Below are 24,105 nucleotides of genomic sequence, written 5' to 3'. Positions count from 1 at the left end.
TGCGGGCGCGAGGACTCGGGGGTGCGGCACAGGATGGTGCGGGAGAGCGGCGGAAGGCCCCAGGAGCCCCGGGAGTGGAACGCCGAGCGGTCGGGGCCGGAGCGGCCGGGCACGCAGGATCGTTTCGCCGACCAGGAGGAGTTCTCCCGCCGGACCCTCGCCGCGGTGGACTTCCCGGTGTACGGCGTGGCCGGGTCGACGGGCCGCGGCGAGGCGCTGGCGGCCTTCGAGACCTGCGGCGACGAGCTGCGCTGGGTCGAGGTGCAGATCGGTGACTGGACCACCGCGGCCGGACCGTACGTGACCGTGCGCACCTACCGGCCGGGGGCCGACGACTGCGAGGTGCTGCCCGAGCTGGAGGACGTGGTCGAGGACGAACGCGACCGGGTCTACGAGCAGTTGGGCATCGACGAGGGCGACGGTCCGGGCCGGGTGCGGGCGCTGCGCGAGTGGATCACCGTGGACGGCGAGTCCTGCGCGGTGGAGGTGCACGAGGACCGGCCGGTGGCGGCGGGCGGAAGCGGGGCGGCCGGGCAGGTCTGGGCCGGACGACTGCGGGTCGGCGGGCAGGCCGTCACGGTGTGCGGGCGCGGGCTGCCCCCCGGCTGCGTGGAGCTCGGCGGGATCGGGGACTTCGAGTGCTACCTGCGCGGGCGCACCGAGCTGCTGCGCGACCTGGCCTCCCGGCGGGCCCGGTACGTGCCGGTCGAGGAACGCGAACTGCCGCCCGCCGCAGGGCTGGAGGCGCACCGGGAGCTGATCGCGCAGAGCATCGCGGAGGCCGCCGCGATCGAGGCGCAGGTGCGGGCCGGGCGTACGCCGAGGCTGCCGCGCGGGCTGCGCGGGGACGCCTGCGCGGTGCGCTGGGAGGCGGCGGTGCGCCAGCAGATGCGGCTCGCCACGGAGACCCGGGAGGAGGCCGCGGCGGCGGTGACCTCGATGGTCAACCACCTCAACCGGCTGTCCCAGCAGACGGCTTGGCTGGTCGGCACGCCGGAGGGGGAGGCGGCGGTCGAGGAGGTCGTCCGGTACACGGTGTTCGCCAGTGAGGTGGCGAGCCTGCCGGCCCAGCGGGCGTGGGAGCAGCTGTGGCGGGAGCGGCCGGGCGGTGGCGGCGAGGGGGCCTGGGAGGAGCAGCGGCTGGTGGAGCAGCTGTGGCTGTCGGCCTGGGAGCAGTGGCGGGCGGGGCGCGGCTGACCGGCGCTCGGTGAAGCTCTCGCCCGTGGGCCTAATCGTCTGCGGGCAGCCGCAGTTGCAGCATCGCCAGCAGCCGCTGCTGCGGCTGGGCGAGGTCGATGCCGGTCAACTGCTCGGCGCGGCGCACCCGGTAGCGCAGGGTGTTGGGGTGGATGTGCAGGGAGTCGGCGGCGACCCGGACCTCGCCGAGCGCGTCCAGCCAGGCGAGCACGGACTCGGCGAGCCGGGTGCCGTGCCGGCGGTCGTACTCGGTGAGCGCGGTGAGCCGCGGGTCGCGCAGGCCGCCGCGCTCCTGGAGCAGCGCCAGCATCTCGCTGACCAGCACCTCGGCCTGGACGTCGATCAGCGCCGCGACGTCCAGGTCCACCCCGCCGCGGCCCATCGCGTCCAGGATCCGGTCGGCCTGGGCGCGGGAGTCCGGCACCTGGGAGAGGCCGTCGACGGTCGAGCCGATCGCGGCGCGCAGCGGGACGCCTAGGTGCTCCCGGGCGGCGGTGACCACCTCGTCGGCCCAGCCGCGCACGGTGGTCATCGGCAGGCCCGGCGGGAGTTCGGGCAGCAGCACGTAGACCCGGGACTCGATCGGGGCGAGCAGTGCGGTGCGGTGCCGGGCGGCGGTGTGCACCGAGATCAGGCCGGTGACGTCGGAGCGGTGCAGCGCCCCGGTGGTGTGGGCGCTGTACGCCAGTACGGTGGCCGGGCGGCGCAGGTCCAGGCCGAGGTGGGTGGCCAGCGACTGGGGGCCGGTGGAGCCCTCCAGCAGTCCGGTCAGCAGGGTCTGGGTGAGCCGGACGTCGGCGGACAACTCGCGTCGGCGGCGCACCAGTTGGGCGGCGGCCACCCGGGCGGCGCCGACCAGGGCCTGTTCGGCCAGCGGGGCCAGTGGCTGGGCGCCCTCCTGCACCCAGATGGTGCCGAGCGGCTGCGCCCCGGCCCGGATGCCGACCGCGAGGCGGCGGCGCAGGCCGAGTTCGGGGTGCGGCTCGACCGCGATCGGGGCGTCCGAGCTGCGCAGGTGCTGGAAGATGCCCCACTCGCGGAGCTTGGAGAGGTACGGCTCCGGGCCCTGCCAGCCGAGGATGGACAGCCGGCGCAGGTCGTCGACCTCGTCGGAGTCGGAGGAGCGGGAGTAGGCGAGCACCCGGCTGGAGGTGTCCTCGATCGAGACGATGCCGTTGGTGAGCACGGCGACGGTCTGGGCCAGCGAGAAGAGGTCGCCGGCGTTGGGCTCGGGGGCGCCGGGGGAGTCCGGGGCGTCCGGGCCGGCGATGATCGCCCGCGCCAGCGAGTCGAGGTGCTCCCAGCGGGTCTCACGGCGCACCGAGAGCAGGGCGACGCCCGCGTCGGTGGCGGCCTCGCGCAGGGCGTCGGCCTGGCCGGGGGCGTCCAGCTTGACCGCGACGGCGGCGGCGCCGGCCCGGCCGGCCGCGCGCAGGGCGGGGAGGGCGGCGCGGCCACGGGCGCCGATCGCGAGGACGAGTTCGCCGGGGGCGGCGGTGGGCGGGTCCTCCGGGTCGAGGATCGCGACGTCGCGCACGGGGACGTCCAAGCCCAGTGGGGCGGCCTGGAGTTCGACCAGGGGCTCGCCCAGGGACATCAGCAGTTGGCGGAGCGGAAGGCCGGGGGTGGTCACTCCGGGCCTCCTTCATCCGCTCGGACAACGGTGTGTGGTTGATTTTAGCCGGGCGGACAGAGTTCTGGGCTGTCCGGCGTTGGTTACTCCTGAATAGTTGACTCTGACTATCCGAGAATGGATAGTCAGTACTGACCAAGTGATGAGGAACGTTCTCATGGCGAAGCGACGCAAGGTCTCGAACCCACTGGCCCTCGCGGTCCTGGCCGAACTCGGAGCCGAACCGATGCATCCGTACGAGATGGGTCGTCGGCTCAAGGAGCACGGCAAGGACCGCAACATCAAGTACAACCGCAGCTCGCTCTACATGGTCGTGGAGCAGCTGCGGAAGGCCGGGTTCGTCGCCGAGCAGGAGACCGTCCGCGACACCCAGCGACCGGAGCGCACCGTCTACGCCGTCACGCCCGAGGGGCAGGCGGAGCTCTTCGACTGGATGCGCGAGTGGATCGCCGAACCGCAGGAGGAGTACCCGGCCTTCGGGGTCGCCCTCTGCCTGCTCGTGGTGCTTCCGACCGAGGAGTCGGCCGAGCTGCTCGGCCGTCGGCTGGAGGCGCTGGACGCGCGGATCGACACCTCGCGCGCCATGCTGCGCAAGGCCGACGGCATGGGCGTCCACCCGATGTTCGTCGTCGAGGAGGAGTACGCCCTCGCGTTGCTGGAAGCGGAGCGCCGCTACACCGAGAACCTCATCCGACAGATCGGGGAGCCGGAGTTCAACCGGACCCTGCAGGAGTTCATGAGGAGCCTGGAATGAGCACCACGCGTACGTCGAAGAAGAAGGCCCTGGTCATCGGCGGCGGCATCGCCGGCCCGGTGATGGCGCTGGCGCTGCGCAGGGCCGGCATCGAGGCGGAGATCTTCGAGGCCTACGAGACCTCCGCCGAGGGCATCGGCGGAACGTTCATGATCGCCCCCAACGGGCTCGGCGCCCTGGCCGTCGTCGGGCTGGAGGCGGAGGTCGGCCGGATCGGGCAGCCGGTCGGGCCGATGGTGATCGAGGACGGCAAGGGCGGGGCGCTGGCCGAGTTCGCCGGCCTCCCCGACCTGCCGCGCGGGCGGCTGATGCGCCGCGCCGAGATGTACGAGGTGCTGCAGCGGCGGCTGCGCGAGACCGGCCTCGAAGTGCGCTACGGCAAACGGCTGGTGGGCGCCGAGGAGACCGCCGACGGCATCACCGCGCACTTCGCCGACGGCACCAGCGCCACCGGCGACCTGCTGATCGGCACCGACGGCACCGGATCGACCGTCCGCACCCTGATCGACCCGGCCGCGCCCGCCGCCCGGTACACCGGCCTGCTCGGCGTCGGCGGCTACAGCCCGTACCGGCTGCCCGGCCGGGCCGGACGCGGCGAGACCGTGCACTTCGCCAACGGCGCCCGTGCCTTCTTCGGCTACTGGGGCCTGGCCGACGGCAGCGGCACCGCCTGGTTCAGCAACATCCCGCAGCCCGAGCAGCTGAGCCACGAGCAGGCCCGCGCGGTCAGCCCGGAGGACTGGCTGCGCCGCTGCCGCGAACTGCACGCCGACGACCTGCCCGCCCGCGAGGTGCTGCGGGTCGCCGACGCCGGGACGATCGAGACCTTCCCCCGGCTGGAGATCATGCCGTCCGTCCCGCACTGGTACCGCGGCCGGATGGTGCTGGTCGGCGACTCGGTGCACGCGCCCTCCAACAGCTCCGGGCAGGGCGTCTCGCTGGCCGTCGAGAGCGCCGTCGAACTCGCCCGCTGCCTGCGCGACCTGCCCGACCTGCCCGACCACACCGAGGCCTTCGCCGCGTACGAGGCGATGCGCCGGCCGCGGGTGGAGAAGATCGCCGCCGACGCCGAGCGCACCAACAACCAGAAGGCCTCCGGGCCGGTCGGGCGGATGGTGTTCCGGCTGGTCGCGCCAATCATGATGCGGACCTTCATGAGCCCGGAGAAGATGCTCCGGCCGGTGCACGGGTACCGGATCGACTGGGAGCGGCGGGTGGTGCCGGTGACGCCGGTGAGGCCTGCGGGGCGGGCCGCCTGACGGGCGGTCGTGACCGCGGCGTGACCGCCTTAGTCGGGGCGGACAACGCCGTACGGGGGACTTTAGCCGCCCGGCCAATCAAGTGGCCGGGCGGGCAGGAATAGCGTTCGTGCTGTGGCCTGCGTGCGACCCGCGCAGGCAATCCCCCCGCATTGAACGAAGGAGAGCGTGCGCTCTATGGACGCTGTGACCCAGGTCCCCGCGCCGGTGAACGAGCCGGTCCACAGCTACGCACCCGGCAGCCCGGAACGGGCTCGTCTGGAGGCCAAGCTGAAGGAGCTGGGCGGCCAGGAGCCGGTCCAGCTGACCATGACGATCAACGGTGAGCGCCGGATGGGCGGCGGCACCGAGATCCACGTCGTCCAGCCGCACAACCACGCGGCTCGGCTCGGCACCCTGCGCAACGCCACCCAGGCCGATGCGCAGGAGGCCATCGACACTGCCCTGGCCGCTGCGGCGGGCTGGCAGGCGCTCTCCTTCGACTCCCGCGCCGCGATCTTCCTCAAGGCCGCCGACCTGCTGGCCGGCCCCTGGCGCGAGACCCTGGCCGCCGCCACCATGCTCGGCCAGTCCAAGACCGCGCAGCAGGCCGAGATCGACACCCCCTGCGAGCTGGTCGACTTCCTGCGCTTCAACGTGCACTTCGCCCGCCAGATCATGGCCGAGCAGCCGATCTCCTCGGACGGCGTGTGGAACCGCAGCGACCACCGCCCGCTGGAGGGCTTCGTCTACGCGATCACCCCGTTCAACTTCACCGCGATCGCCGGCAACCTGCCGACCGCGCCCGCGCTGATGGGCAACGTGGTGCTGTGGAAGCCGTCCCCGACCCAGCAGTACTCCGCGCACCTGCTGATGCAGCTGCTGGAGGAGGCCGGCCTGCCCAAGGGCGTCATCAACATGGTGACCGGCGACGGCCTGGACGTCTCCGCCGTGGCGCTCAAGCACCCGGCGCTGGCCGGCATCCACTTCACCGGCTCCACCGCCACCTTCCAGCACCTGTGGCGCGAGGTCGGCAACAACATCGCCGGCTACCGCACCTACCCGCGGATCGTCGGCGAGACCGGCGGCAAGGACTTCCTGGTCGCCCACCCGTCCGCCGACCCCGCCGTGCTGAAGACCGCGATGACCCGCGGCGCCTTCGAGTTCCAGGGCCAGAAGTGCTCGGCGCTCTCCCGCGCCTACGTCCCCGCCTCGCTGTGGGCCGGCCTCAAGGACGAGTTCGCCGCCGAGGTCGAGGGCCTCACCATGGGCGACGTCACCGACCTGTCCAACTTCATGTCGGCCGTCATCGACGAGCGCGCCTTCGCCAAGAACAAGGCCGCCATCGACCGCGCCCGGGCCGACGACTCCGTCGAGGTCCTCGCCGGCGGCACCTACGACGACTCGGTCGGCTACTTCGTCCGTCCGACCGTCCTGGTCTGCCAGGACCCGGCCTCGGAGTACTTCCGCGACGAGTACTTCGGCCCGATCCTCGCCGTGTACGTCTACGAGGACGAGAAGTACGAGGAGATGCTGGCGCAGATGGAGTCGGTGTCGGCCTACGGCCTGACCGGCTCGATCATCTCCCAGGACCGCGCGGCGGCCCAGGACGCGATGCACAAGCTGCGCTTCGCGGCCGGCAACTTCTACATCAACGACAAGCCGACCGGCGCCGTCGTCGGCCAGCAGCCCTTCGGTGGCGGCCGGGCCTCCGGCACCAACGACAAGGCCGGTGCCAAGCAGAACCTGGCGCGCTGGACCTCGACCCGCTCGGTCAAGGAGACCTTCGTCCCGCCGACGGACTACCGCTACCCGCACATGGGCTGACCAGCCCTGTTGCCGACCGATTCGCTGTAGAAGCCAACGGTCACCCGCGACGCCCGGTCCCGCAGCCGGGCGCCGCCCCGCCGGGGCGGCGGGCCACCCCCGTACCGCCGCCCCGGCCCTCTTTCTGCCACCCTTGGAAACACCAGCTCCAGGAGTCACGATGCTCCGTTCCGCCCTTCTCGCGGCCTCCCGGTCCCCCCAGGTCCGCACCGTGGTCGAGAAGTTCCCCCCGACCCACGCGATAGTCGAGCGCTTCGTCGCCGGTGACGTCCTCGACGACGCCGTCACCGCCTGCGACGACCTGGTCGCCACCGGCCGCAAGGTCACCCTCGACCACCTCGGCGAGGACACCAAGGACGCCGCCCAGGCCGCCGGCACCGCCGAGGCGTACGAGCACCTGCTCAAGGCCCTCAAGGAGACCGGCCTCGCCGCCGGCGCCGAGGTGTCGGTGAAGCTGTCGGCCGTCGGCCAGTTCCTGCCGGTGGACGGCGAGAAGATCGCGCTGGAGAACGCCCGCCGCATCTGCGAGGCCGCCGCCGACGCGGGCACCACGGTGACCCTCGACATGGAGGACCACACCACCACCGACTCCACCCTCGCCATCGCGCGCGAGCTGCGGGCGGACTACCCCTGGCTGGGCATCGTGCTCCAGGCCTACCTGCGCCGCACCGAGGCCGACTGCCGCGAGTTCTCCGGCGCCGGTTCGCGCGTGCGCCTGTGCAAGGGCGCGTACAAGGAGCCCGAGTCGGTCGCCTTCCAGGGCAAGCACGAGGTCGACCTCGCGTACGTCCGGGCCCTGAAGGTCCTGATGGCGGGCGAGGGCTACCCGATGATCGCCTCGCACGACCCGAACATGATCAAGATCGCCGGCCAGCTGGCCCAGTGGAACAACCGCACCCGGGACTCCTTCGAGTACCAGATGCTGTACGGCATCCGCCCCGAGGAGCAGCTGCGCCTCGCCGGCGAGGGCAACACCATGCGGGTCTACCTCCCGTACGGCCAGGAGTGGTACGGCTACTTCATGCGCCGCCTCGCCGAGCGCCCCGCCAACCTCACCTTCTTCCTGCGCGCCATGGCCACCCGTAGCTGACCTGGTGCCCGGGCAACGCAACGGCCCGCACCCCTGACGGGGGGTGCGGGCCGTTGCGCTTGTCTCTAGAGGAAGGGTTTGGTGTCCAGCTCGAAGTCGAACGGGGCCGGGAGAGCGAGGGGCTCGCCGAAGGCGGCCAGGTGGACTTCGGTGTACTCCTCGCGGTGCGGCTTGCTGAAGAGGCTGACCTGCGCCTTCTGCCTGTCGATGAGGAGGTAGAGCGGGATGCCTGCCCGGGCGTAGCAGTGCCGCTTGGTGATGCGGTCCTGGTCGGGCCGACTGGACGTGACTTCGGCGACCATCACCATGCCGTCCGGGTCCATCCACGGCGGAGCGCCCTTGAAGAGACGGAGCTCCTCGGGTGCGAAGATCGCGTCCGGGATCACGTGGTTCTTCGGGCACAGACCGCCGCTTACGAGGCGGAGGCCTCTGGTACCGGAGGTGCTCATGTCGGTCGCCGCGCGGCGGATGACCTGCTTGACCAGGTGGTTGATGCAGTCGTCGTGATCTCCGTCCGGCGGTGGTGCCACGATGATCTCTCCCTCGATCAGCTCAGCTCGGAAGCCTTCGGGGGAGTGCAGGCTCAGGAAGCTCTCCAGCAGGATGTCGGCCTGCGATGGGGAGCCCGTGATCGGTTGCTCATGCGCCACAGCACTCATGATGCCCCTCCTTCAGATGGGCGTCACGCTATTCGCGGTCGGGTCCGGATATGCAGTACACGGCGGGCTTTCACTCGATGGTGTGAGTTTGAGGCTCGGCGTAGGATCGCGCTGCTGGTCAACTTGGCTCTTGCTGGGAGGAGTTGGGGATGCTGAAGGAGTTCGAGGGGTTGTCGACGCCGTTGGTGGCGGATGCGTGTGTGCGGGTCGGGGTGGGGGTGCGGGTGGCGCCGGTGGGGGTGGGGGCGGTGGTGGCCGGGGCGCGGGTCGCGGGGCGGGTGCTGCCGGTGCGGCACTACGGGAGCGTGGACGTGTTCCTGGAGGCGTACGGGGCGGCGCGGGACGGGGACGTGCTGGTGATCGACAACGGCGGGCGCACGGACGAGGCCTGCATCGGGGACCTCGCGGTGCTGGAGGCGCGGGCCGCCGGGGTGGCCGGGATCGTGGTGTGGGGGCTGCACCGGGACACGCCGGAGCTGGTGGAGATCGGGCTGCCGGTGTTCAGCTACGGCGCGCTGCCGCTGGGGCCGCTGCGGCTGGACGGGCGGGAGCCGGAGGCGCTGGTGTCGGCGCGGGTCGGGCCGCACCTGGTGAGCGCCGAGGACGTGGTGTTCGCGGATCCGGACGGGGTGCTGTTCGTGCCGGCCGACCGGGTCGACGAGGTGCTGGAGACGGCAGCCGGGATCGCCCGGACCGAGCGCGCGCAGGCCGGGCGGATCGCATCCGGGGACACGCTGCGCAGGCAGACCAGGTTCGAGGAGTACCTGGAGCTCCGCGCGGTCCGTCCGGAGTACAGCTTCCGGCAGCACCTGCGCACGGTCGGCGGGGCGATCGAGGAGTGAGCCTCAGAGCGGGCGGTGCATGACGTGCAGGCCGACGTAGCCGTCCACCGGGTGGTGGAAGGCCTCGGGGACGGTGCCGACGATCTCGAAGCCCAGTGACCGGTAGAGCTTGACGGCGTGGTGGTTGTTGGCGACCACCGCGTTGAACTGCATGGCGCGGAAGCCGGCCTGGCGGGCCCAGTCGAGGGTGTACTCGACCAGGGCCCGCCCGATGCCCTTGCCGTGGTGCGCCGGGTCGACCATGTAGCTGGCGCTGGCCACGTGCGCGCCGTTGCCGGGGCGGTTGCGGTTCATGGTGGCGGTGCCGAGGACCGTGCCGTCCTCGTCCACGGCGACCACCGTGCGGTCGGGGGCGGAGCGCATCCACCACTCCCGGCCCAGCTCGGAGGGCATGTCGAGGGGGTAGGGGAAGGTTTCGCCGTCGGCGACGATGGTGTGGAAGAACGGCCAGATGGCCGACCAGTCCTCGGGGGTGGCTTCGCGGATGTGCATCGGACCAGGATGATCGCGGACGGGTGGTCGGGCCAGTGGTTTTCCGGTGGGTTTTCCAGTGCTCGCCGAGGGGTGCCGGTCAGCTGCCGAGGACGGTGTCCTCGACCTGGGTGGCGGCGAAGGCCTGGCCCTTGGCGTTGGGGTGCACCACGGCGTACTTGAGCGGGATGACGCTGGTCAGCACGCCGTCCAGCCAGTGGTCGGCGTCGCAGACGCTGTGCCCGGCGGAGCCGGGGTAGAGGTCGACGTAGGTGTCCTGCCGGGCCGAGGTCACCTGCTCGATGACCAGGTTGAGCGGCTCCAGGACGCGGGTGCGGGCCCAGGCGAGGTCGCCGGCGGTGAAGGTGGCGAACTGCAGCGGGTCGCCGTACCGGCAGAGCTTGGCGTCCGTGGGGATCAGGTGCGGGTACCCGACGGTGATGACCCGGGCGGACGGGGCCTTCAGCCGCAGCGCGCCGAGCATGGTGTTGTAGTCGGTGCGCAGCTGGTCGAACCGGCCGGCCAGCTGGGCGTCGTACTTGTCCTTGCAGGGCGTGCCCTGGCCGAGGTTGGTGGCGCCGAGTTCGATGCAGTCCTTGAGGATGCCGGCGAAGCCGAGGTCGTTGCCGCCGATGCCGACCGTGATCACCCGGGTGTCCGGGTCGACGGCGTCGACCTGTGGCGGGACGGGCGGGTAGGGGGCGTTGGGGTCGGTGCCGAGCGGCGGGAGGGGGCGGCCGATCGGGCTCTGCTTGTTCGCGTGGACGTCCAGGGTGGTGGCCCCGCTGCAGCTGACGTTGCGCAGGTCGGCCAGGGAGCCCAGGTCGCGGCGGATGAGCTCGGGGTACGAGCCGGTGGTGCGGGCGCAGCCGTCCTGGGGCGCGGTCAGGTCGCCGGTGGCCTCGATGACGCCCGCCGTGTAGGAGTCGCCGAGGGCGGCCCACTTCAGCGCGCCGGCGCGGGTGGCGGGCTTCGCGGCGGCCTGGGCTGCGGTGGGGGCGATCAGACCGGCGGTGAGTGCGACGGCGGTACCGGCGACGGCGAGGCGGGACGGGGAGCGGGGCACGGTCTCTCCTCAACGGGTGCACGAGTGCGGGAGTCAGAGGAGAGCGCGATTCACCCCCCCCGGAGAGTCAATCGAGTCGAACCGTATGCGACTTGATGCCTCGGGAGGGTGAATTCGCGGGCGTGGCTGTGACGTTGTGGGGTGGGTGAGCCGCGTGAGCCGCGTGGGCCCCCGCGGGCCCCTCGGGTCAGAGGAGGGCGGCGGAGGGCTCGATCATCGCCCGGGCGGTCTTGCCGTCGACGAACTCGCCGAGCGCCGTCATCTCCCATTCGCCGGAGGGGCGGCGGACCAGCTTGCACATCACCACGCCGGTGCGCGGCTCGGACTGGGTGAGGTCGAAGCGGACCAGCTCCTCCTCGGTGCGGACGTCCACCAGGCGGCAGTAGGCGTTGCGCAGTTCGGTGAACTTCTGGCCGGAGAAGGAGTTGACCACAAAAACCAGTGCGTGGACCTCGGCCGGCAGGCCCTCCAGGTGGACGGTGATCGACTCGTCGTCGCCGCCGTCACCGCCGACCAGGTTGTCGCCGGAGTGGGCGATCGCGCCGTTGAAGATGGTCAGCTTCATGAACCAGGCCGTCTCCAGGCGCTGGTGCCGGGCGTCGAAGGCGAGGCAGGAGGCGTCCAGGTCGATGTCCCGGCCGCGGGCGGCGGACTCCCAGCCGAGGGCCATCCGGACCGAGGAGAGGAAGGGGCGGCCGTTCTTCACCAGGGAGACGGAGCTGCCCTTGACCAGGCTGACCCGGCCCTTGTCCAGGGTGACCTTCGGGCGCTCGGCGGGTGCCGGGGCCGGCGTCGGGGCTGCCGGGGCCGGGGCCGGGGGCGGGGGCATGGTGGGCATCACGGGCATCGCGGGCATCGTGGGCATCGCGGGCATCGACGGGACGGTGGCGAGGGCGATCCGGGGGTCGACCGGGGGCATCGGCGGCACCGGGGGAACGGGCGGCAGCGGTGGGGTCGGCGGGGTCGGCGGGGCGACATCGGCGGTGGAGTGGATCTGGACGGTCGGTGCGCTCGCCGAGGCCGAGGCCGAGGCCGGGGTCGGCTGCGGCGCGGGGGAGTCGTCGACGGTGACGCCGAAGTCGGTGGCGATGCCCGCCAGGCCGTCGGCGTAGCCCTGGCCGACCGCGCGCACCTTCCAGACCCCGTTCCGCCGGTAGACCTCGACCACGATGAGCGCGGTCTCCAGGCCCAGCCGCGGCGGGGTGAAGGTGACCAGCACCTCGCCGGTGTCGGCGTCCCGGAGGGTGGCGGTGGGCTCCATCCCGGCGAAGGTGGCGGACTGGTCGGCCGGGCTGGCGGTGATCACCACCTTGCTGATGTCGGCCGGGACGGCCGGGGTGTCGACGGTGATCGCGTCCGGGGCTCCGGCGGAGGCCGGGCGGAGGCTGACGCCGGGCCCGTGCGGGGCGTTGAAGAAGACGAAGTCGGCGTCCGAGCGGACCTTTCCGGCGTCGGTCAGCAGCAGGCCGGAGACGTCCAGCGCCTTGGGCGCGGTGACCTCGACGGTCACCCGCGCGGCGGTCAGCGGTGCGTTGCCGCCTTGGGTCAGGACGGTGGACAAGGACTCCTCCTCGGGTGCGGAACGACGGCCCGGGCCGGGGCCGGTGGGGCGCCGGGCCGGGTGCTGCCCACAGTAACGAACATGGGTGCGGGGATGAGCCCGGTGAGCTGCCCGATCGTCGGACGGTCTGACCGGTTGATCGGATAGGAGGTTCGACCGGCCGACGGGCGGTCAGCGGGCCTGGTGCGCCAGGTGCTGGGCGGGCTGCGGCAGCAGCGGGCCGAAGCCGCCGAGCGCGGCGACCGCCCGGGGGCGGTCGATGCCGAAGGCGGCGGCGTTCCAGCTCTCCTGCGGGCCCGGCTTGCGCACCGGGCCGACCTGGTCGGCCGGGCGGGTGCCGCGCACCACGAAGGCGTAGCGGCCGGGCTTGACGTCGGTGCCGGGCGGGGTGGTGAAGCGGTAGACCAGGGTGCCGCGTTCCTGCTGGGTGGTCACCACGGCGCCCGGCAGGTCGGTCCAGACGGCGCCGCTGCCGGGGGCCAACTCGCCCGGGGCGAGCCGGAATTCGGCCTGCAGGGCGGTGACCGGCTCGGCCACGGTGAGGTCGAGCCCGTGTCGGAGGCCGTCGCGTCCGACGGCGGTGGTCAGGCCGGCGCCGGTCAGGGCTTGGTCGGTCTCCGGGTCGGAGCCGTCGGCCGCGGGGGTGCCGGTGTCGGGGGTGCCGGTGTCGGGGATGTCGACGGTGGGTGCGCCGGAGTCCCCGAGGGAAGCGCCCGGCCCCGGGGCCGGGGTGGTCGGCCGGAGCCCGGGCGGGTGCGGGGACTGCCCGGCGTCGGTCTGCCCGGCGCCGGCTTGGGCCGCTCCGGCCTGACCGGTGTCGGCCCGCCCGGTGTCGGTCTGCCCGGCGGAGGGCGTGGCCGGCGCGAACGAGGTGGCCGGCGCGGACGGCTGCGCCGAGGGCGAGGCCCCGGCGTCCGGCTGCCCGCCCGTCCCGGTGCCGTTCGCGGGGGTGCCGGCCGAGGACCGGGGGTCGTGCCCGGCGGAGGCCTGGCCGCCGGTCGACGGCGTGACCGGGACCGCCGCCCCCGGCCGCGGTCCACCCGGCGGCGTGGCCACGGCGTTCGCCGGACCGGCGGGGTGGGCCGAGGCATGCCCCGAGGGCTTCGGGTCGTGCGGACGGCCGGAGGGCGGCGCGGGCGTGTCCGTGGTCCGGTCGGAGGCCGCCTCGGCCTGGTCGGTGGCGCCGGGGCTGGGCGGCGGGGTGGTGCCGACCCGGGCGACGCCGGCCCGACGGCCGATGCCCTGCTGCTCGTTCAGCAGGAGGGTGGTGGCGATACTGATGCCGACGACGGTGGACATCGCCATCGCGGCGCCGGAGAAGCGAAGGGTAGGCAGCCGGAACCGGCCGCCGAACGGGCGTGGCCGACCGTGTCGACCCTGCCGTGCGGGCTCGTGCTGCACGTCCCGCGCGGTCTCCCCACGCACAGCCACCGGACCCCTCCCTCCCCGAAGTTGCCGTCGCGTCGCCGTATTCTTCCACGCACCGGCGACGGGCCCGGATCCGGCCGTCCCGGGCCGGTCCCGACGCGGGCCCGCGTCGGGAGGGGGAGAGCGTACCAGCGGGTGGTCGAATGACGGACAGTATCCCTCCATTTTCCGGACATCCGTTGGACGAACGGAAGTTGACGGTCCGTCTGATACGACGGGTAGGGATCGGTCGGGCCGGAGAAGGGCTGTTGCAACCCCCTTGCAACCCTTGCCCGCCCGGCCGCGGGTGGCGCAGGCTGATGGCATCCCGCGCCGTTCCCGGAGAGACCGTCATGCCGCCCGACCCGCTGTCCGCAGCCTCCAGTGCCCCCCTCGCCGCCACCCCCACGGGCGGCGATGGGGGCGGCTCCACCGCCGCTCCGGCGGCGGTGGAGGAGGTGCTGACGCTGCGGATCTCCCTGGGCGATGAAGTGGTCGGCGAGGTGCGCACCCGGTTCCGCTTCGACGCCGCGCGCCCCTACGAGGTGCTGCTGACCTTCCATCTGGGGCGTCCGGACGAGGCGGACTGGGTGTTCTCCCGCGACCTGCTGCGCGACGGCCTGCGGACGCTGAGCGGCCAGGGTGACGTCAAGCTGTGGCCGGCGTACTGCCCCTGCCACGGCTCGACGCTGCACCTGGCGCTCGAATCCCCGTACGGCAGCGCCCTGCTGGAGGCCTCCAAACCCCGGGTGCGGGCCTGGCTGGACCGCACCTACGCGCTGGTCTCGGTCGAGCAGGAGCGCGACTGCGGCCCCACTGATGCCCAGCTGGCCGCACTGCTCGCGGGCGGCTGAGCCCCGGGCTCGCCGTTCGAACGCGGTGAGGGCAGCGGTGCGGGCAGGGGCGCCGCGGCGCCCGGCAGCCGGACCCGGTCCGCCGCCAGCTCCGCCCGCAGCCGCCGTACGGCCGGCGCCGTCGAGGCGGGCAGCAGGTCGTACGGGTCCTCCGGCCCCTGCACGGTGACCAGCACCGAGTCGGCGAAGCGGTACGGCCGGTGGGCCAGCAGGCCGCCCAGGTAGCGGCGCAGCCGGGACAGCTCGGCCCGGACCGTCACCGTTCGTCCCGCGTCGCCGAACAGCGCCTCGGCGAGCTGCGCCGCGGTGCTGCCCTCCCGGGTGGTGGCGAGCAGCAGCAGCAGTTCGGCGTGTCGCGGGCTGACCGGGTGCGACCAGCTGTCGGCCGCGCCGCGGACGGACAGTTCGGGGCGGTCCGGCTTGCGCAGGTCGAGCAGGAGCCGGGCGCCCTCGGCCTGTTCGGCGCTCACCGTGCCGGAGCCGTCCGTCTCGGGCGGGCGGACCGGGCGCACCAGCCAGCCGTCCGCGAGCGGTTCCAGCACGCACTCGCCCAGTCCCGGCACCCAGTGCACGGCGGCCGGGGCCCAGCCCTCGCTGGGGATGCGGAGCCGGCTGGGCGGCGGCAGCCCGGCCGAGGCGGCGGTCCAGCCTGCCGCGTCCACCACCAGGGCCGGGCCGCCGACCCGGGCGAGCAATGGGGCGGCCAGGGTGCGCAGCTGGTTGAGCGCCTCCAGCCGGTGGGCGCGCAGCTCGGTCTCGGCGAGCCGGGCGGCGGTGGCGGTGAGCTGGAGCAGGTACGGGCGGACGTTGTGGGCCGGGCCGCTGAGGTTGATCGCGCCGACCAGCCGGCCGGTGGCCGGGTCGTGCACGGGCGCGGCCACGCAGGTCCAGGTGTGGTGGCTGCGCAGGTAGTGCTCGGCGGAGTGGACGTGCATCGGGCGCTGGGCGCGCAGCGCGACCGCGATGCCGTTGGTGCCGACGCTCTCCTCGATCCAGCGGGCGCCGGTGACGAAGCCGATCCGGTCGGCGCTGCGGCGCAGGCCGCGCTCGCCCTCCTGCCAGAGCACGTGGCCTTCGGCGTCGGCGATGGCGAGGATCAGCGGCGCCTGGCCGACCGGCTCGAGCAGGGTCTCGCGCAGTACCGGCATGACGCTGTCGAGCCCGCTGGACCGGCGGCGCTGCTCCAGTTCGGCGGGGCCGAGCAGGACGGCGGCGGCACCGGTGTCGGGGTCGAGGCCGAGGCGGCGCAGCCGGGCCCAGGAGTCGCCGATCTCGGGGCGGGGTTCGAGCAGGCCCGGCCCGTTCGGGCCGCCGGGCCCACCGGGTCCGCCGGGTCCGCCGGTCTCGGGGAGGGCGAGTTCGCGGGCGGCGGCGTCGGCGAGGGTGCGCTCGTGGACCTTGGCCAGCTCCGCCGCGGTCGGCGGGGTGCGGCGCTCTGGTCGTCGGGACTGCCGTCCGGTCTGCCGCACTCGTTCTGCTCCTCGCCGCCGTTCGAGGACGCGCCGGGGTCGACGCGCTGACGAAAGCGTACGGGTGCGGTGGGCGTGTGGGGATGGGGTCTGCCAACTCCGCATACCGCTCGGTACGGAAACCGTTCCGAGGTGCACTGGCTCTTCGGGTGGAGGTGCAGCGGCGCTTCGGGTGGAGGTGCACCGGCGCTTCGGGCAGGGCGGCTTTCTAGCGCGGCGCACCCGGTTCGTGCTGGGCCGCCTCGACGGTGTGGTGCAGGTCGGCGGTGGCCTCCAGGGTGGCGCCGGTGGTCAGCGCCAGGCAGGCGGCCAGGGCCAGGGCGACGGCGCGCAGCCGGGTGGCCGGGGTGGTGGAGGGGCGGGGCTGGAGCAGGGCGGCGACCCGGCGCGGGACCGGGCCGGAGTGCGCGGCGGCGACCAGCCGGGGGCGGGCCGGCCAGGGCGAACGGCTGGCGGCCAGGGCGGCCCGGCCGACCGCGCGGGCGGTCACAGCGCGGTCGCCGACCCGGGCCGCGGCCACCTCGTCGGCCCAGCGCTCCAGGTGGTACCCGAGGGGCGCGCGCAGCAGCCGCAGCGCCGGGTGGAGGTCGGCGGCGTGCTCGGCGAGGGCGAGGAACACGTGGTGGCGGCCGGTCAGGTGGGCGCGTTCGTGGGCGAGCAGGGCGGAGCGCTCGGGCCCGCTGAGGGCGCGCAGCATCCCGGAGGTGACCACGATCCGGCCGGGCTCGCCGGTCCGGCCGGGGAGGCGCAGGCGGCCGGGGAGGGCGAAGGCGTCGGCGCGTTCGTCGTCCAGCACGGTGAGCGGGTGCTCGCCGGGCTGCCGCAGCCGGGCCAGGGCGTGTCGGCACAGGGCGGAGCCCGACAGCCACTGGGTGGCGCGCGCCCGGCGCACGGAGGCGCTCCGGGGGCGCATGTCCGGATGCTGGTCACCGGCGGGGCCGTCGCCCGCGTACGGCCCGTCGGCAGGCAGTGCGGGCAGGGCGGCCCGGGCGGTCCGCAGTTCCAGTCGGCGGCGGCGGGCGGTCCGGACCGCCAGCGCGGCGAGCGCGGCGAGCACCAGGCCGGCCAGGGCGGCCGCGAGCGGGGCGCTGGGTGCGGCGGCGGTGAGCCAGGGCAGCGAGAGGTGGCCGAGGGCGGCGACCGGGGGCAGCTGGAGCAGCCCGGCGGTGGCGAGCAGGCCGAGCGAGCAGAGGGTGCCGCCGGCCAGGACGGCGGCGGTACCGGCCAGCAGCCAGGCGGCGGCCCGGGGCGGGAGCGCCTCGGCGAGGCGGCGGGCCAGCGGGACGGCGAGGAAGGGCAGCAGCAGCGGCACCCAGACGGCGAGCATCACGGTGCCGCCCCCGCCGATTCCGGTCCGCCGTCGCCGAGCAGCGCGCGCAGCAGCTGCTCGTCCTCGGCGGAGAGGTCGGAGACGAAGCGGGCGAGCACGGTGGAGCGGTCGGCCTCGCGGCCCAGCTCGGTGTGCATCCGGCGGGCGGCGAGGCCCGCGGTGTCCTGGACGGTCGGGGTGTACGCGTAGGCGCGGCCGGCCCGGGTGCGCTCGACCGTCCCCTTGTCGTGCAGCCGGGCCAGGATCGTCGCGATGGTGGTGCGGGCGAGGTCTCCGCCGAGCGCCGTCTGGACGTCCTGCGGCGTCATCGGTTGCCGGGCGGACCAGAGGGCGGCCAGCACCTCGGCCTCCAGCTCCCCGGCGGGCCGGCGGGCGGACGGTACGTCGGACATGGCGGCGCTTCCTCCAGCTTTCGTCTACAGTCATGTAGACCGTCTACGTCACTGTAGACGGTCCTGGGCGGGTTCGCCGCGAACCGCGACGGACCGCCCCCCAACGTACGGGAGGTCCGCCAGCCTTGCTTCAGTTCCCTGCCGATCCGGCCGTCCACCTCGCGGTGGGCCCTCATCTCGCGGTGGCCTCCCACCTCGCGGTGAACCCGCTGGACGCGTCCTCGCTGCTCGCCGCCTTCGGCGCGCTGGGCATCGCCGTGGTGCTGTTCGCCGAGACCGGCCTGCTGGTGGGATTCTTCCTGCCCGGCGACTCGCTGCTGTTCACCGCGGGCCTGCTCTGCGTCCCCGGCGCCACCAAGGGCCCGCAGCTGCACCTGTGGCAGGTGCTGCCCGCCGCCCTGGTCGGGGCGCTGGCCGGAGCCCAGGTCGGCTACCTGATCGGCCGGCGCGGCGGCCGGGCGCTGCTGAGCCGCACCAAGCGCAAGAGCCTGCTGGAGGGCGTGGCGCGGGCCGAGGAACTGCTGGCCAAGTACGGGCACGGCAAGGCGATCGTGCTGGCCCGGTTCATCCCGGTGGTCCGGACGGTGCTGAATCCGCTCTGCGGCGTACTCGAAGTGCCCGCTCGCTCGTTCACCGTCTGGCAGGTGGTCGGCGGTGTGGTGTGGACGGTCGGCGTGGTGCTGGCCGGGTACGGGCTGGGATCCTCGATTCCCGGGATCGACCAGTATCTGCTGCCGATCATCGGTCTGGTAGTAGTTGTCTCCGTGCTCCCCATTGTTCTTGAACTGTTCCGCGCCCGTAAGGCGCGCCGTCACGGAGGTGACGTGTGATGTCCTCTCGGGCCCTGGCCGTCTACGACGGCAGCGGGATCGACGGCAGCCTCTACACCCGGGTCAACGGGTGGGCGCAGTCGGCCCCGCACTGGCTGGACGACGTGATCAAGGTCTGGTCGGCGATCGGCCTCGGGCTGTTCGCGCTCTTCATGCTCTACGCCTGGTGGCGGGCGCGCGGCGCCGACTCCGTGGTGATGGCCAAGGTGCTGGCCTCCCCGGTGATCGTGGTCGTCGCGTACGGCATCAACTCCGTGCTCAAGAGCATGGTCGAAGAGGTCCGGCCGTGCGCGCAGATCCGCGGCAGCGTCTCGCTGGAGACCTGCCCGAGCGCGACCAGCGGTGACTGGTCCTTCCCGAGCAACCACTCGGTGATCGCCTTCGCCGCCGCCATCTCGCTCTGGTTCGTCAGCCGCCGGCTCGGCGCCGTCGCCACCGTCTTCGCGGCCCTGATGGCCGCCTCCCGGGTCTGGGTCGGCGTGCACTACCCGCACGACGTCGCGGTCGGCGCCCTCGTCGGCACCCTGGTCGCGCTGGTGCTGGCGTCGCTGGCCGGACGCTGTGGGCCACTGGTGGACAAGATGCGCGCCGGCGCGCTGCGCCCGCTGCTGGGCCCCGGCACGGTGCCGGTGGTGACCCGCGGGTACGCCTCGCACCGGGCGCGGTAGTGCCCATTTCGTGAGCGCCCCACCCCTTGTCCGGTTTCGGACGGGGGGTGGAGCATGTGAGCCGGGCGTGGGGCCCCTGACCGGGGCGCCCGCCCGGCTCAGTCGTGCTCAGGCGCGTCCGGGGGCCGCGCTCGGGGCGCGGCGGCGCCGGGCGCCACCGGAGGGAGTGCCGAATGCCGTACCGACTCGACATCACGCAGGGGGACTGGCCGGGCGACCTGCTGCACAAGGGCGTCGAGGGCCTGCTCGCCGAAGCCATGGTGCTCACCCTCGCCACCGCCGGCCACGAGCACGGGCCGCACGCCAACCTCGCCTTCTACGCCCACGACGAGGACCTCGTCCTCTACTTCGTCAGCGAGCGCTCCACCCGGCACAGCCACCACCTCGCCGAGGAGGCCCGGGCCGCCGCCACCGTCTTCCTGCCGCCGCCCGCCTTCGGCGAACAACTGCGCGGCCTCCAGCTGACCGGCAGCGCCGGCGAGGCCTGGGGGCGGCAGGCCGAGGCGGCGCTCGCGGCCTACCAGGGGCGCTACCCGTCCTTCGCGCAGGACGAGGAGACCCGCCGGCAGTACCTCACGGGGGGCGGGGCGGCGGCGCTGTACCGCTTCCAGGTCGAGGAGCTGACGGCGGTCGACGAGCCGAACTTCGGCCGGCGCAACTACCTGCGGGCACGGGTGGTGCGGGGGTGGTGAACTGCTGTGATTGAGTGCTGTTGAGCGATCTTTGGTCTTTATGGGTGAGTTTGTCGACCTTCTGCCGATGTTCCGTCAAGATGCTTTCGCTTGAGTCATTTCTGGGTGTCGGTGCCGTTGCATGTGTCACCCTGTGCGTGGTCGAAGGAATCGCCGGGGATTGGGGGTCGAGGTGGCTGTTTTTCGGCAGATCGCTCGGCCGTTCGTCGCCGATCCCGCGTCGGGCGTGTGCATACGGGACCGACTCAAGGGCCTCACCGCCGAGGACGACGCGGTGTTGCGCCTGCTGGGAGGGCACCTCGGATCCCTCGCCACGCGGGATCTGGCCCGGCGGGTCGCCGACGGCCTGGAGCACTCGGCCGAGACGTGGGCGGCCCGCAAGCGGGACCTCACACCGCAGTCGTCGTCACGCTGGGCCGGGTCCATCACGAAGGCCACGCACGACCAGTGGGGTCTGTCCCGTCGTGCGCAGTGGCAGCACCTTCAGGGGCTGGAGGCGGGGATCGCCACGATCCGCCATCGCCTCGCGTTGCCGCTCGGTGAGAAGGGCGCCGGACGTCGACCCGGAGGCTACCGCTCCCGGCGGGAGTGGCACGCCAAGTCCCGCCGCCTGGAGCACCTGGAGCGCGAGCACGAGCGGGTGAGGGCCGACCGTGAGGCGGGCCGGGTGTCGGTGGTGCGCGGAGGGCGCAAGCTCCTCAACAACCGGCACAACCTCCAAATAACTGGCCAGACCGTCGGGCAGTGGCGCGCCCGGTGGGAGGCGGCCCGCTGGTTCCTCGCCGCAGATGGGGAGTCGGGCAAGCGCTACGGGAACGAGACGATCCGGGTCACCCCGGCCGGTGGGATCAGCGTCAGGCTGCCGGCGCCGCTCGCGCATCTGGCCAACGCCCCGCACGGCCGGTACGTCCTGGCCTCGACGGTGTCGTTCCCGCACCGGGGCGCGGAGTGGCGCGACCGCATCGAGGCGAACCGGGCCGTCGCCTATCGGATCCAGCTGGACGTCGAGCGGGACCGCTGGTACCTCGATGCAAGCTGGCAGCGCAAGGACCTTCCCGTCGTTGCGCTGGAAACCCTGCGGTGCGGCGAGGTGATCGGCGTGGACATGAACGCCGACCACCTCGCCGCCTGGCGCCTGGACACCCACGGCAACCCCACCGGCCGGCCACGCCGCTTCGACTACGACCTCAACGGGCCGGCCCCGCACCGTGACGCCCAGATCCGGCACGCGCTCACCCGCCTGCTCCACTGGGCGAACGACACCGGCGTCAAGGCGATCGCCATCGAGGACCTGGACTTCACCGACTCCAGGACCCGCGAGAAACACGGTCGCAAACGCCGCTTCCGGCAGCTCGTCAACGGCATGCCCACCGCGAAGCTGCGCGCCCGGCTCCTCGCGATGACCGCCGAAGCCGGGATCGCAGTCATCGCGGTCGATCCCGCCTACACCTCTATGTGGGGAGCCGAGCACTGGCAAAAGCCCCTCACCACACCAATTCGCCCCGTGAGCCGCCACCACGCGGCGGGCGTGGCGATCGGCAGGCGTGCCCTCGGACACCGGATCAGGCGACGGACGGCACCGCCCCGTGCACACCAGAGTGATGTGCACGGGCATCGGACCGCCCAGGCCCGATCCGGTGACTGGGGGCGTGAGGGAAACCGCCCCCGCGTACCCGGACCACGGACACGATCCGTCGGCGCTGAACGCGGAAGGAACGCGGTGGACCAGAACGCCCACGACCGTTCGGGGCGTTCGGCTGAGCGAAGGTCCTGGCAACAGGACTCACTCCCGCTCAGCCTCTAGGAACGGTGGAAGCGTACGCCGGGCCCCTGACGGCCTCCGGGCGGGGTGCCAGGTGGACCCTGGTGAGCCGTCGTCTCCGAGCGGGGTGCCGTATGGGCCGCCATCCCCTCGCGTGACCAGGAAGTCGGCCGGTCCAACTTCCTGGTCATCGTCGGCGGCGCCGGGCAACGGCGCAGGCGGCGCGGGTCAGGCGGACCTCGCCGGTGCAGACGATCAGGAGGAAGAGGAGGTTCGCCGCGCCGGGGTGGTCGTGGCGGAGGGGGTGGACGGCCAATTCGGCGAGGCCTGCGCTCGTCGGTACGGCGAGGGCGGCCCCGAGGAGGGCGAGGGCGGCGGGCCGGTGTACTCGGGGCGGGTGGTCCACTCGATGCCGCCGTGCAGGGGGCGGAGGTAGTAGCGGCCGCCGATGACGTCCATGAGGATGCCGGTGCGCCCGGTCCTGCGGTCGTGAAGGACGTCGCCGGGGCGGGGAGTGCTGGGGGTCGGCGCGCTCATCGATCGTCGTCACCGCCGGTCCAGGGGGCGATCTCGTGCAGGCGGCGCAGGCGGAGAACGCCCTGGTAGGAGAGGGTGGCCAAGCCGCCCCGGAGCTCGACGACTTCGGCCGGGATGAGCGGCGCTCCCGGAGTGGTGATCTGCCACTCGGCGGGCGTCATGGTGACGGTCTCGCCGACGGCGGGCACCCAGGGGTCCCGCGCCCACCGGGCGCGGACGCCGTCCCGGATGACGTCGGTGAGCTGGACGATGACGTCGGGCCGGGCGGCGCCGAGGTTGATGAGCGCGACGCCGGTGGTCGCCGCGCACTGCCAATCGACGGCAATGGAAGGCAGCTTGACGTCGGCGGCCGCGAGCGTGGCGACCAGGTCGTCGTGCGCGTCGGCCGCCTCGCGGCGGCTTTCGGTGGTGAGTCTGCGGAAGGCGGATCCCATGGCGATCACTCCTTGGGGAGGCGCGAGCGGGTCGGGGCGTGGAAGGTCGACGCAGCAGACGAGTGCTGTGCGTAGTCGTTCCGACGCGGAGAGCATGGCAGCAAAGAGTCGCCGTGCGCGACTTGCTCGCGAAAATTTCGCCGCGCGAATTCATGTTCGAGGAGGCGTTCTTGGCGTCGACCCACCCCGTCTGGGCTATCGTCGGCGTCGTCCAACCCGTGGCTCCCTGCCGCCGGGCCGTCAGGCTCGGTGGCAGCCCGACCGGAGGAGCAGGTAGCGCGCATGGCCGGAACCAGCGACCTGGGCTCGCCCACGCTGTGTCGACTCAAGCTGAGACTCGAACTCCGCGCACTGCGTGAGGAGGCGGGCCTGACGTCCAGTGATGTTGCGAAGACGGTCAGGTGGTCCGCGGCCAAGATGACCCGGCTGGAGACTGGCGACGGCTGGGTGCAGCCCACGGACGTCGAGGCGCTGTGCCGGCTGTACGGTGCGAGCGCGGAGAAGACCGAACTGCTCGCCTCGTACGCACTGGTGACGAAGACGCACAAGGACGAGTGGAAGAGCAAGGAATACCAGCAGGTCATCCTGCCTGGATTCTCTGCGTGGCTGGGGCTTGAGAACGCGGCCGCGCACGTCCGAACATACGAGTCGGAGTATGTGCCCGGGCTGCTCCAAACCGAGTCGTACATGAGGGAGTTGCTGAGGCACACGCGTCGGCCGCAGGAGGAGATCGATCGGCAGGTCGAGATCCGGCTCAAGCGGCAGGCCGTCCTGACGAGGGAGATCGATCCGGCTCGCCTGAGCGTCGTCGTCAACGAAGCTGTGCTGCGACGTGTGTTGGGAGGCTCGGAGCTGATGCGTGAGCAGCTGAACCACCTGGCGAATCGAGCCACGGCCGCCAACGTCAAGTTGCAGGTAGTTCCGTTCCGAAGTGGGTTCCACCCCGCGATGACGGGCTCGTTCACGATGCTGAGCTTCGAGGACGCGAAAGTGGGCCCGATCGTGCATATTGAGGCGCTCGGGTCCGCGACGGTGATAGATGATCGTGAGCGCGTTCGAGGCTACGAGGACACGTGGGCCGATCTGATCGGCACGGCGGCCAGCCACGACCGATCGATCCGTATGCTCAAGCAAGCGGCCAAGGAGATGTGATGTACCTGCACGACCAGACGGCGGGCTGGTTCAAGTCCAGTTACAGCAGTGAGCAGGGCGGCAACTGCGTGGAGGCACTGCGGCTGTCCTCGGGGGTCGCGATCCGCGACTCGAAGGACAAGAGCGGCCCGCACCTCCAGTTCACCACTGAGGCCTGGCAGAGCCTCGTCGTGAGCGTCAAGGCCGGCGAACTCGGTTAGTTGCGAGCGTTGGGGGCTCCGGCTGGCCGGAGCCCCCAAC

At 72.9% G+C, this 24,105-nt stretch carries 24 protein-coding genes; 13 read left to right on the top strand and 11 right to left on the bottom strand.

Going from position 1 to position 24,105, the window contains the following annotated elements; all coding sequences use genetic code 11:
* Window positions 1–21 precede the first annotated feature (21 nt).
* Window positions 22–1,197, top strand: coding sequence for a hypothetical protein (locus tag ACIG5E_RS23405; protein ID WP_396536224.1), 1,176 nt, complete (start codon window positions 22–24; stop codon window positions 1,195–1,197).
* A 31-nt stretch (window positions 1,198–1,228) separates the two neighbouring features.
* Here the strand turns inward: ACIG5E_RS23405 and ACIG5E_RS23400 are convergent, their stop codons facing one another.
* Entirely contained in the window at window positions 1,229–2,830 is a 1,602-nt protein-coding gene (locus ACIG5E_RS23400; RefSeq protein ID WP_396536222.1) for a PucR family transcriptional regulator, read from the bottom strand.
* 157 nt (window positions 2,831–2,987) lie between these two features.
* On the opposite strand from ACIG5E_RS23400, the gene ACIG5E_RS23395 reads away from it, so the two are divergent.
* The 4 genes from ACIG5E_RS23395 (at window position 2,988) to ACIG5E_RS23380 (ending at window position 7,739) form a co-directional block, all read left to right on the top strand.
* On the top strand, window positions 2,988–3,584 hold the full coding sequence (locus ACIG5E_RS23395; protein WP_396536220.1) for a PadR family transcriptional regulator: 597 nt from the start codon (window positions 2,988–2,990) through the stop codon (window positions 3,582–3,584).
* On the top strand, window positions 3,581–4,843 hold the full coding sequence (locus tag ACIG5E_RS23390) for an FAD-dependent oxidoreductase (protein ID WP_396536218.1): 1,263 nt from the start codon (window positions 3,581–3,583) through the stop codon (window positions 4,841–4,843). The genes ACIG5E_RS23395 and ACIG5E_RS23390 overlap by 4 nt, the downstream gene beginning before the upstream one ends.
* Window positions 4,844–5,020: 177 nt before the next feature.
* On the top strand, window positions 5,021–6,649 hold the full coding sequence (gene pruA / locus ACIG5E_RS23385) for an L-glutamate gamma-semialdehyde dehydrogenase (RefSeq protein ID WP_396536216.1): 1,629 nt from the start codon (window positions 5,021–5,023) through the stop codon (window positions 6,647–6,649).
* A gap of 160 nt (window positions 6,650–6,809) precedes the next feature.
* Window positions 6,810–7,739 carry a proline dehydrogenase family protein gene (locus ACIG5E_RS23380; protein ID WP_396536214.1) on the top strand — a complete coding sequence of 310 codons (930 nt, stop codon included), beginning with the start codon at window positions 6,810–6,812 and terminating at the stop codon, window positions 7,737–7,739.
* A gap of 65 nt (window positions 7,740–7,804) precedes the next feature.
* Here the strand turns inward: ACIG5E_RS23380 and ACIG5E_RS23375 are convergent, their stop codons facing one another.
* Window positions 7,805–8,398, bottom strand: coding sequence for a Uma2 family endonuclease (locus ACIG5E_RS23375; protein ID WP_396536212.1), 594 nt, complete (start codon window positions 8,396–8,398; stop codon window positions 7,805–7,807).
* Window positions 8,399–8,547: 149 nt separating this feature from the next.
* Here ACIG5E_RS23375 and ACIG5E_RS23370 point away from each other — a divergent pair, with 149 nt between their 5' ends.
* Complete coding sequence (locus ACIG5E_RS23370; protein ID WP_396536210.1) at window positions 8,548–9,240, top strand: RraA family protein; 693 nt, start codon at window positions 8,548–8,550, stop codon at window positions 9,238–9,240.
* Between the two features lie 3 nt (window positions 9,241–9,243).
* Here the strand turns inward: ACIG5E_RS23370 and ACIG5E_RS23365 are convergent, their stop codons facing one another.
* From ACIG5E_RS23365 to ACIG5E_RS23350, 4 genes are all read right to left on the bottom strand, one after another.
* Entirely contained in the window at window positions 9,244–9,732 is a 489-nt protein-coding gene (locus tag ACIG5E_RS23365; protein WP_396536208.1) for a GNAT family N-acetyltransferase, read from the bottom strand.
* 79 nt (window positions 9,733–9,811) lie between these two features.
* Window positions 9,812–10,777 carry an SGNH/GDSL hydrolase family protein gene (locus ACIG5E_RS23360; protein WP_396536205.1) on the bottom strand — a complete coding sequence of 322 codons (966 nt, stop codon included), beginning with the start codon at window positions 10,775–10,777 and terminating at the stop codon, window positions 9,812–9,814.
* A 187-nt stretch (window positions 10,778–10,964) separates the two neighbouring features.
* Entirely contained in the window at window positions 10,965–12,326 is a 1,362-nt protein-coding gene (locus ACIG5E_RS23355) for a TerD family protein (protein WP_396536326.1), read from the bottom strand.
* Between the two features lie 183 nt (window positions 12,327–12,509).
* Window positions 12,510–13,643: a hypothetical protein gene (locus tag ACIG5E_RS23350; RefSeq protein WP_396536203.1), complete on the bottom strand. Its 1,134-nt coding sequence runs from the start codon at window positions 13,641–13,643 to the stop codon at window positions 12,510–12,512.
* A gap of 455 nt (window positions 13,644–14,098) precedes the next feature.
* On the opposite strand from ACIG5E_RS23350, the gene ACIG5E_RS23345 reads away from it, so the two are divergent.
* Complete coding sequence (locus tag ACIG5E_RS23345) at window positions 14,099–14,599, top strand: SsgA family sporulation/cell division regulator (RefSeq protein ID WP_396536201.1); 501 nt, start codon at window positions 14,099–14,101, stop codon at window positions 14,597–14,599.
* Here ACIG5E_RS23345 and ACIG5E_RS23340 read toward each other — a convergent pair.
* From ACIG5E_RS23340 to ACIG5E_RS23330, 3 genes are all read right to left on the bottom strand, one after another.
* Window positions 14,518–16,068, bottom strand: coding sequence for a GAF domain-containing protein (locus ACIG5E_RS23340; protein ID WP_396536199.1), 1,551 nt, complete (start codon window positions 16,066–16,068; stop codon window positions 14,518–14,520). The two genes, ACIG5E_RS23345 and ACIG5E_RS23340, sit on opposite strands and share 82 nt — an antisense overlap.
* Before the next feature lie 208 nt (window positions 16,069–16,276).
* Window positions 16,277–17,395 (bottom strand): M48 family metalloprotease, encoded by a 1,119-nt coding sequence (locus tag ACIG5E_RS23335; RefSeq protein WP_396536324.1) that lies wholly within the window; start codon window positions 17,393–17,395, stop codon window positions 16,277–16,279.
* The gene (locus ACIG5E_RS23330) at window positions 17,395–17,790 is read right to left on the bottom strand and encodes a BlaI/MecI/CopY family transcriptional regulator (protein ID WP_396536197.1); all 396 of its coding nucleotides are present in this window, start codon (window positions 17,788–17,790) and stop codon (window positions 17,395–17,397) included. The genes ACIG5E_RS23335 and ACIG5E_RS23330 overlap by 1 nt, the downstream gene beginning before the upstream one ends.
* A gap of 164 nt (window positions 17,791–17,954) precedes the next feature.
* Between ACIG5E_RS23330 and ACIG5E_RS23325 the strand changes: the two genes are divergently transcribed.
* From ACIG5E_RS23325 to ACIG5E_RS23310, 4 genes are all read left to right on the top strand, one after another.
* Window positions 17,955–18,620 carry a DedA family protein gene (locus tag ACIG5E_RS23325; RefSeq protein WP_396536322.1) on the top strand — a complete coding sequence of 222 codons (666 nt, stop codon included), beginning with the start codon at window positions 17,955–17,957 and terminating at the stop codon, window positions 18,618–18,620.
* The gene (locus ACIG5E_RS23320) at window positions 18,620–19,288 is read left to right on the top strand and encodes a phosphatase PAP2 family protein (RefSeq protein WP_396536195.1); all 669 of its coding nucleotides are present in this window, start codon (window positions 18,620–18,622) and stop codon (window positions 19,286–19,288) included. The genes ACIG5E_RS23325 and ACIG5E_RS23320 overlap by 1 nt, the downstream gene beginning before the upstream one ends.
* A gap of 173 nt (window positions 19,289–19,461) precedes the next feature.
* Window positions 19,462–19,980, top strand: coding sequence for a pyridoxamine 5'-phosphate oxidase family protein (locus ACIG5E_RS23315; RefSeq protein WP_396536193.1), 519 nt, complete (start codon window positions 19,462–19,464; stop codon window positions 19,978–19,980).
* A 226-nt stretch (window positions 19,981–20,206) separates the two neighbouring features.
* A complete protein-coding gene (locus ACIG5E_RS23310; RefSeq protein WP_396536191.1) occupies window positions 20,207–21,784 on the top strand; it encodes an IS200/IS605 family accessory protein TnpB-related protein in 1,578 nt (525 codons plus the stop codon).
* Window positions 21,785–21,997: 213 nt separating this feature from the next.
* Here the strand turns inward: ACIG5E_RS23310 and ACIG5E_RS23305 are convergent, their stop codons facing one another.
* Window positions 21,998–22,279, bottom strand: coding sequence for a hypothetical protein (locus ACIG5E_RS23305; protein ID WP_396536189.1), 282 nt, complete (start codon window positions 22,277–22,279; stop codon window positions 21,998–22,000).
* Window positions 22,276–22,713 (bottom strand): hypothetical protein, encoded by a 438-nt coding sequence (locus ACIG5E_RS23300; protein ID WP_396536187.1) that lies wholly within the window; start codon window positions 22,711–22,713, stop codon window positions 22,276–22,278. The genes ACIG5E_RS23305 and ACIG5E_RS23300 overlap by 4 nt, the downstream gene beginning before the upstream one ends.
* Before the next feature lie 282 nt (window positions 22,714–22,995).
* Here ACIG5E_RS23300 and ACIG5E_RS23295 point away from each other — a divergent pair, with 282 nt between their 5' ends.
* Both ACIG5E_RS23295 and ACIG5E_RS23290 read left to right on the top strand, forming a co-directional pair.
* On the top strand, window positions 22,996–23,865 hold the full coding sequence (locus ACIG5E_RS23295) for a helix-turn-helix domain-containing protein (protein ID WP_396536185.1): 870 nt from the start codon (window positions 22,996–22,998) through the stop codon (window positions 23,863–23,865).
* Entirely contained in the window at window positions 23,865–24,065 is a 201-nt protein-coding gene (locus ACIG5E_RS23290; protein ID WP_396536183.1) for a DUF397 domain-containing protein, read from the top strand. Before ACIG5E_RS23295 ends, ACIG5E_RS23290 begins: the two co-directional genes overlap by 1 nt.
* Window positions 24,066–24,105 lie beyond the last annotated feature (40 nt).

The organism is Kitasatospora sp. NPDC053057, assembly GCF_044546945.1.
In the GTDB taxonomy this organism is placed as follows: Bacteria; Actinomycetota; Actinomycetes; order Streptomycetales; family Streptomycetaceae; genus Kitasatospora.
The sequence above is the reverse complement of the archived record's forward strand: the minus strand, read 5'-3'. Positions and strand labels throughout refer to the sequence as shown.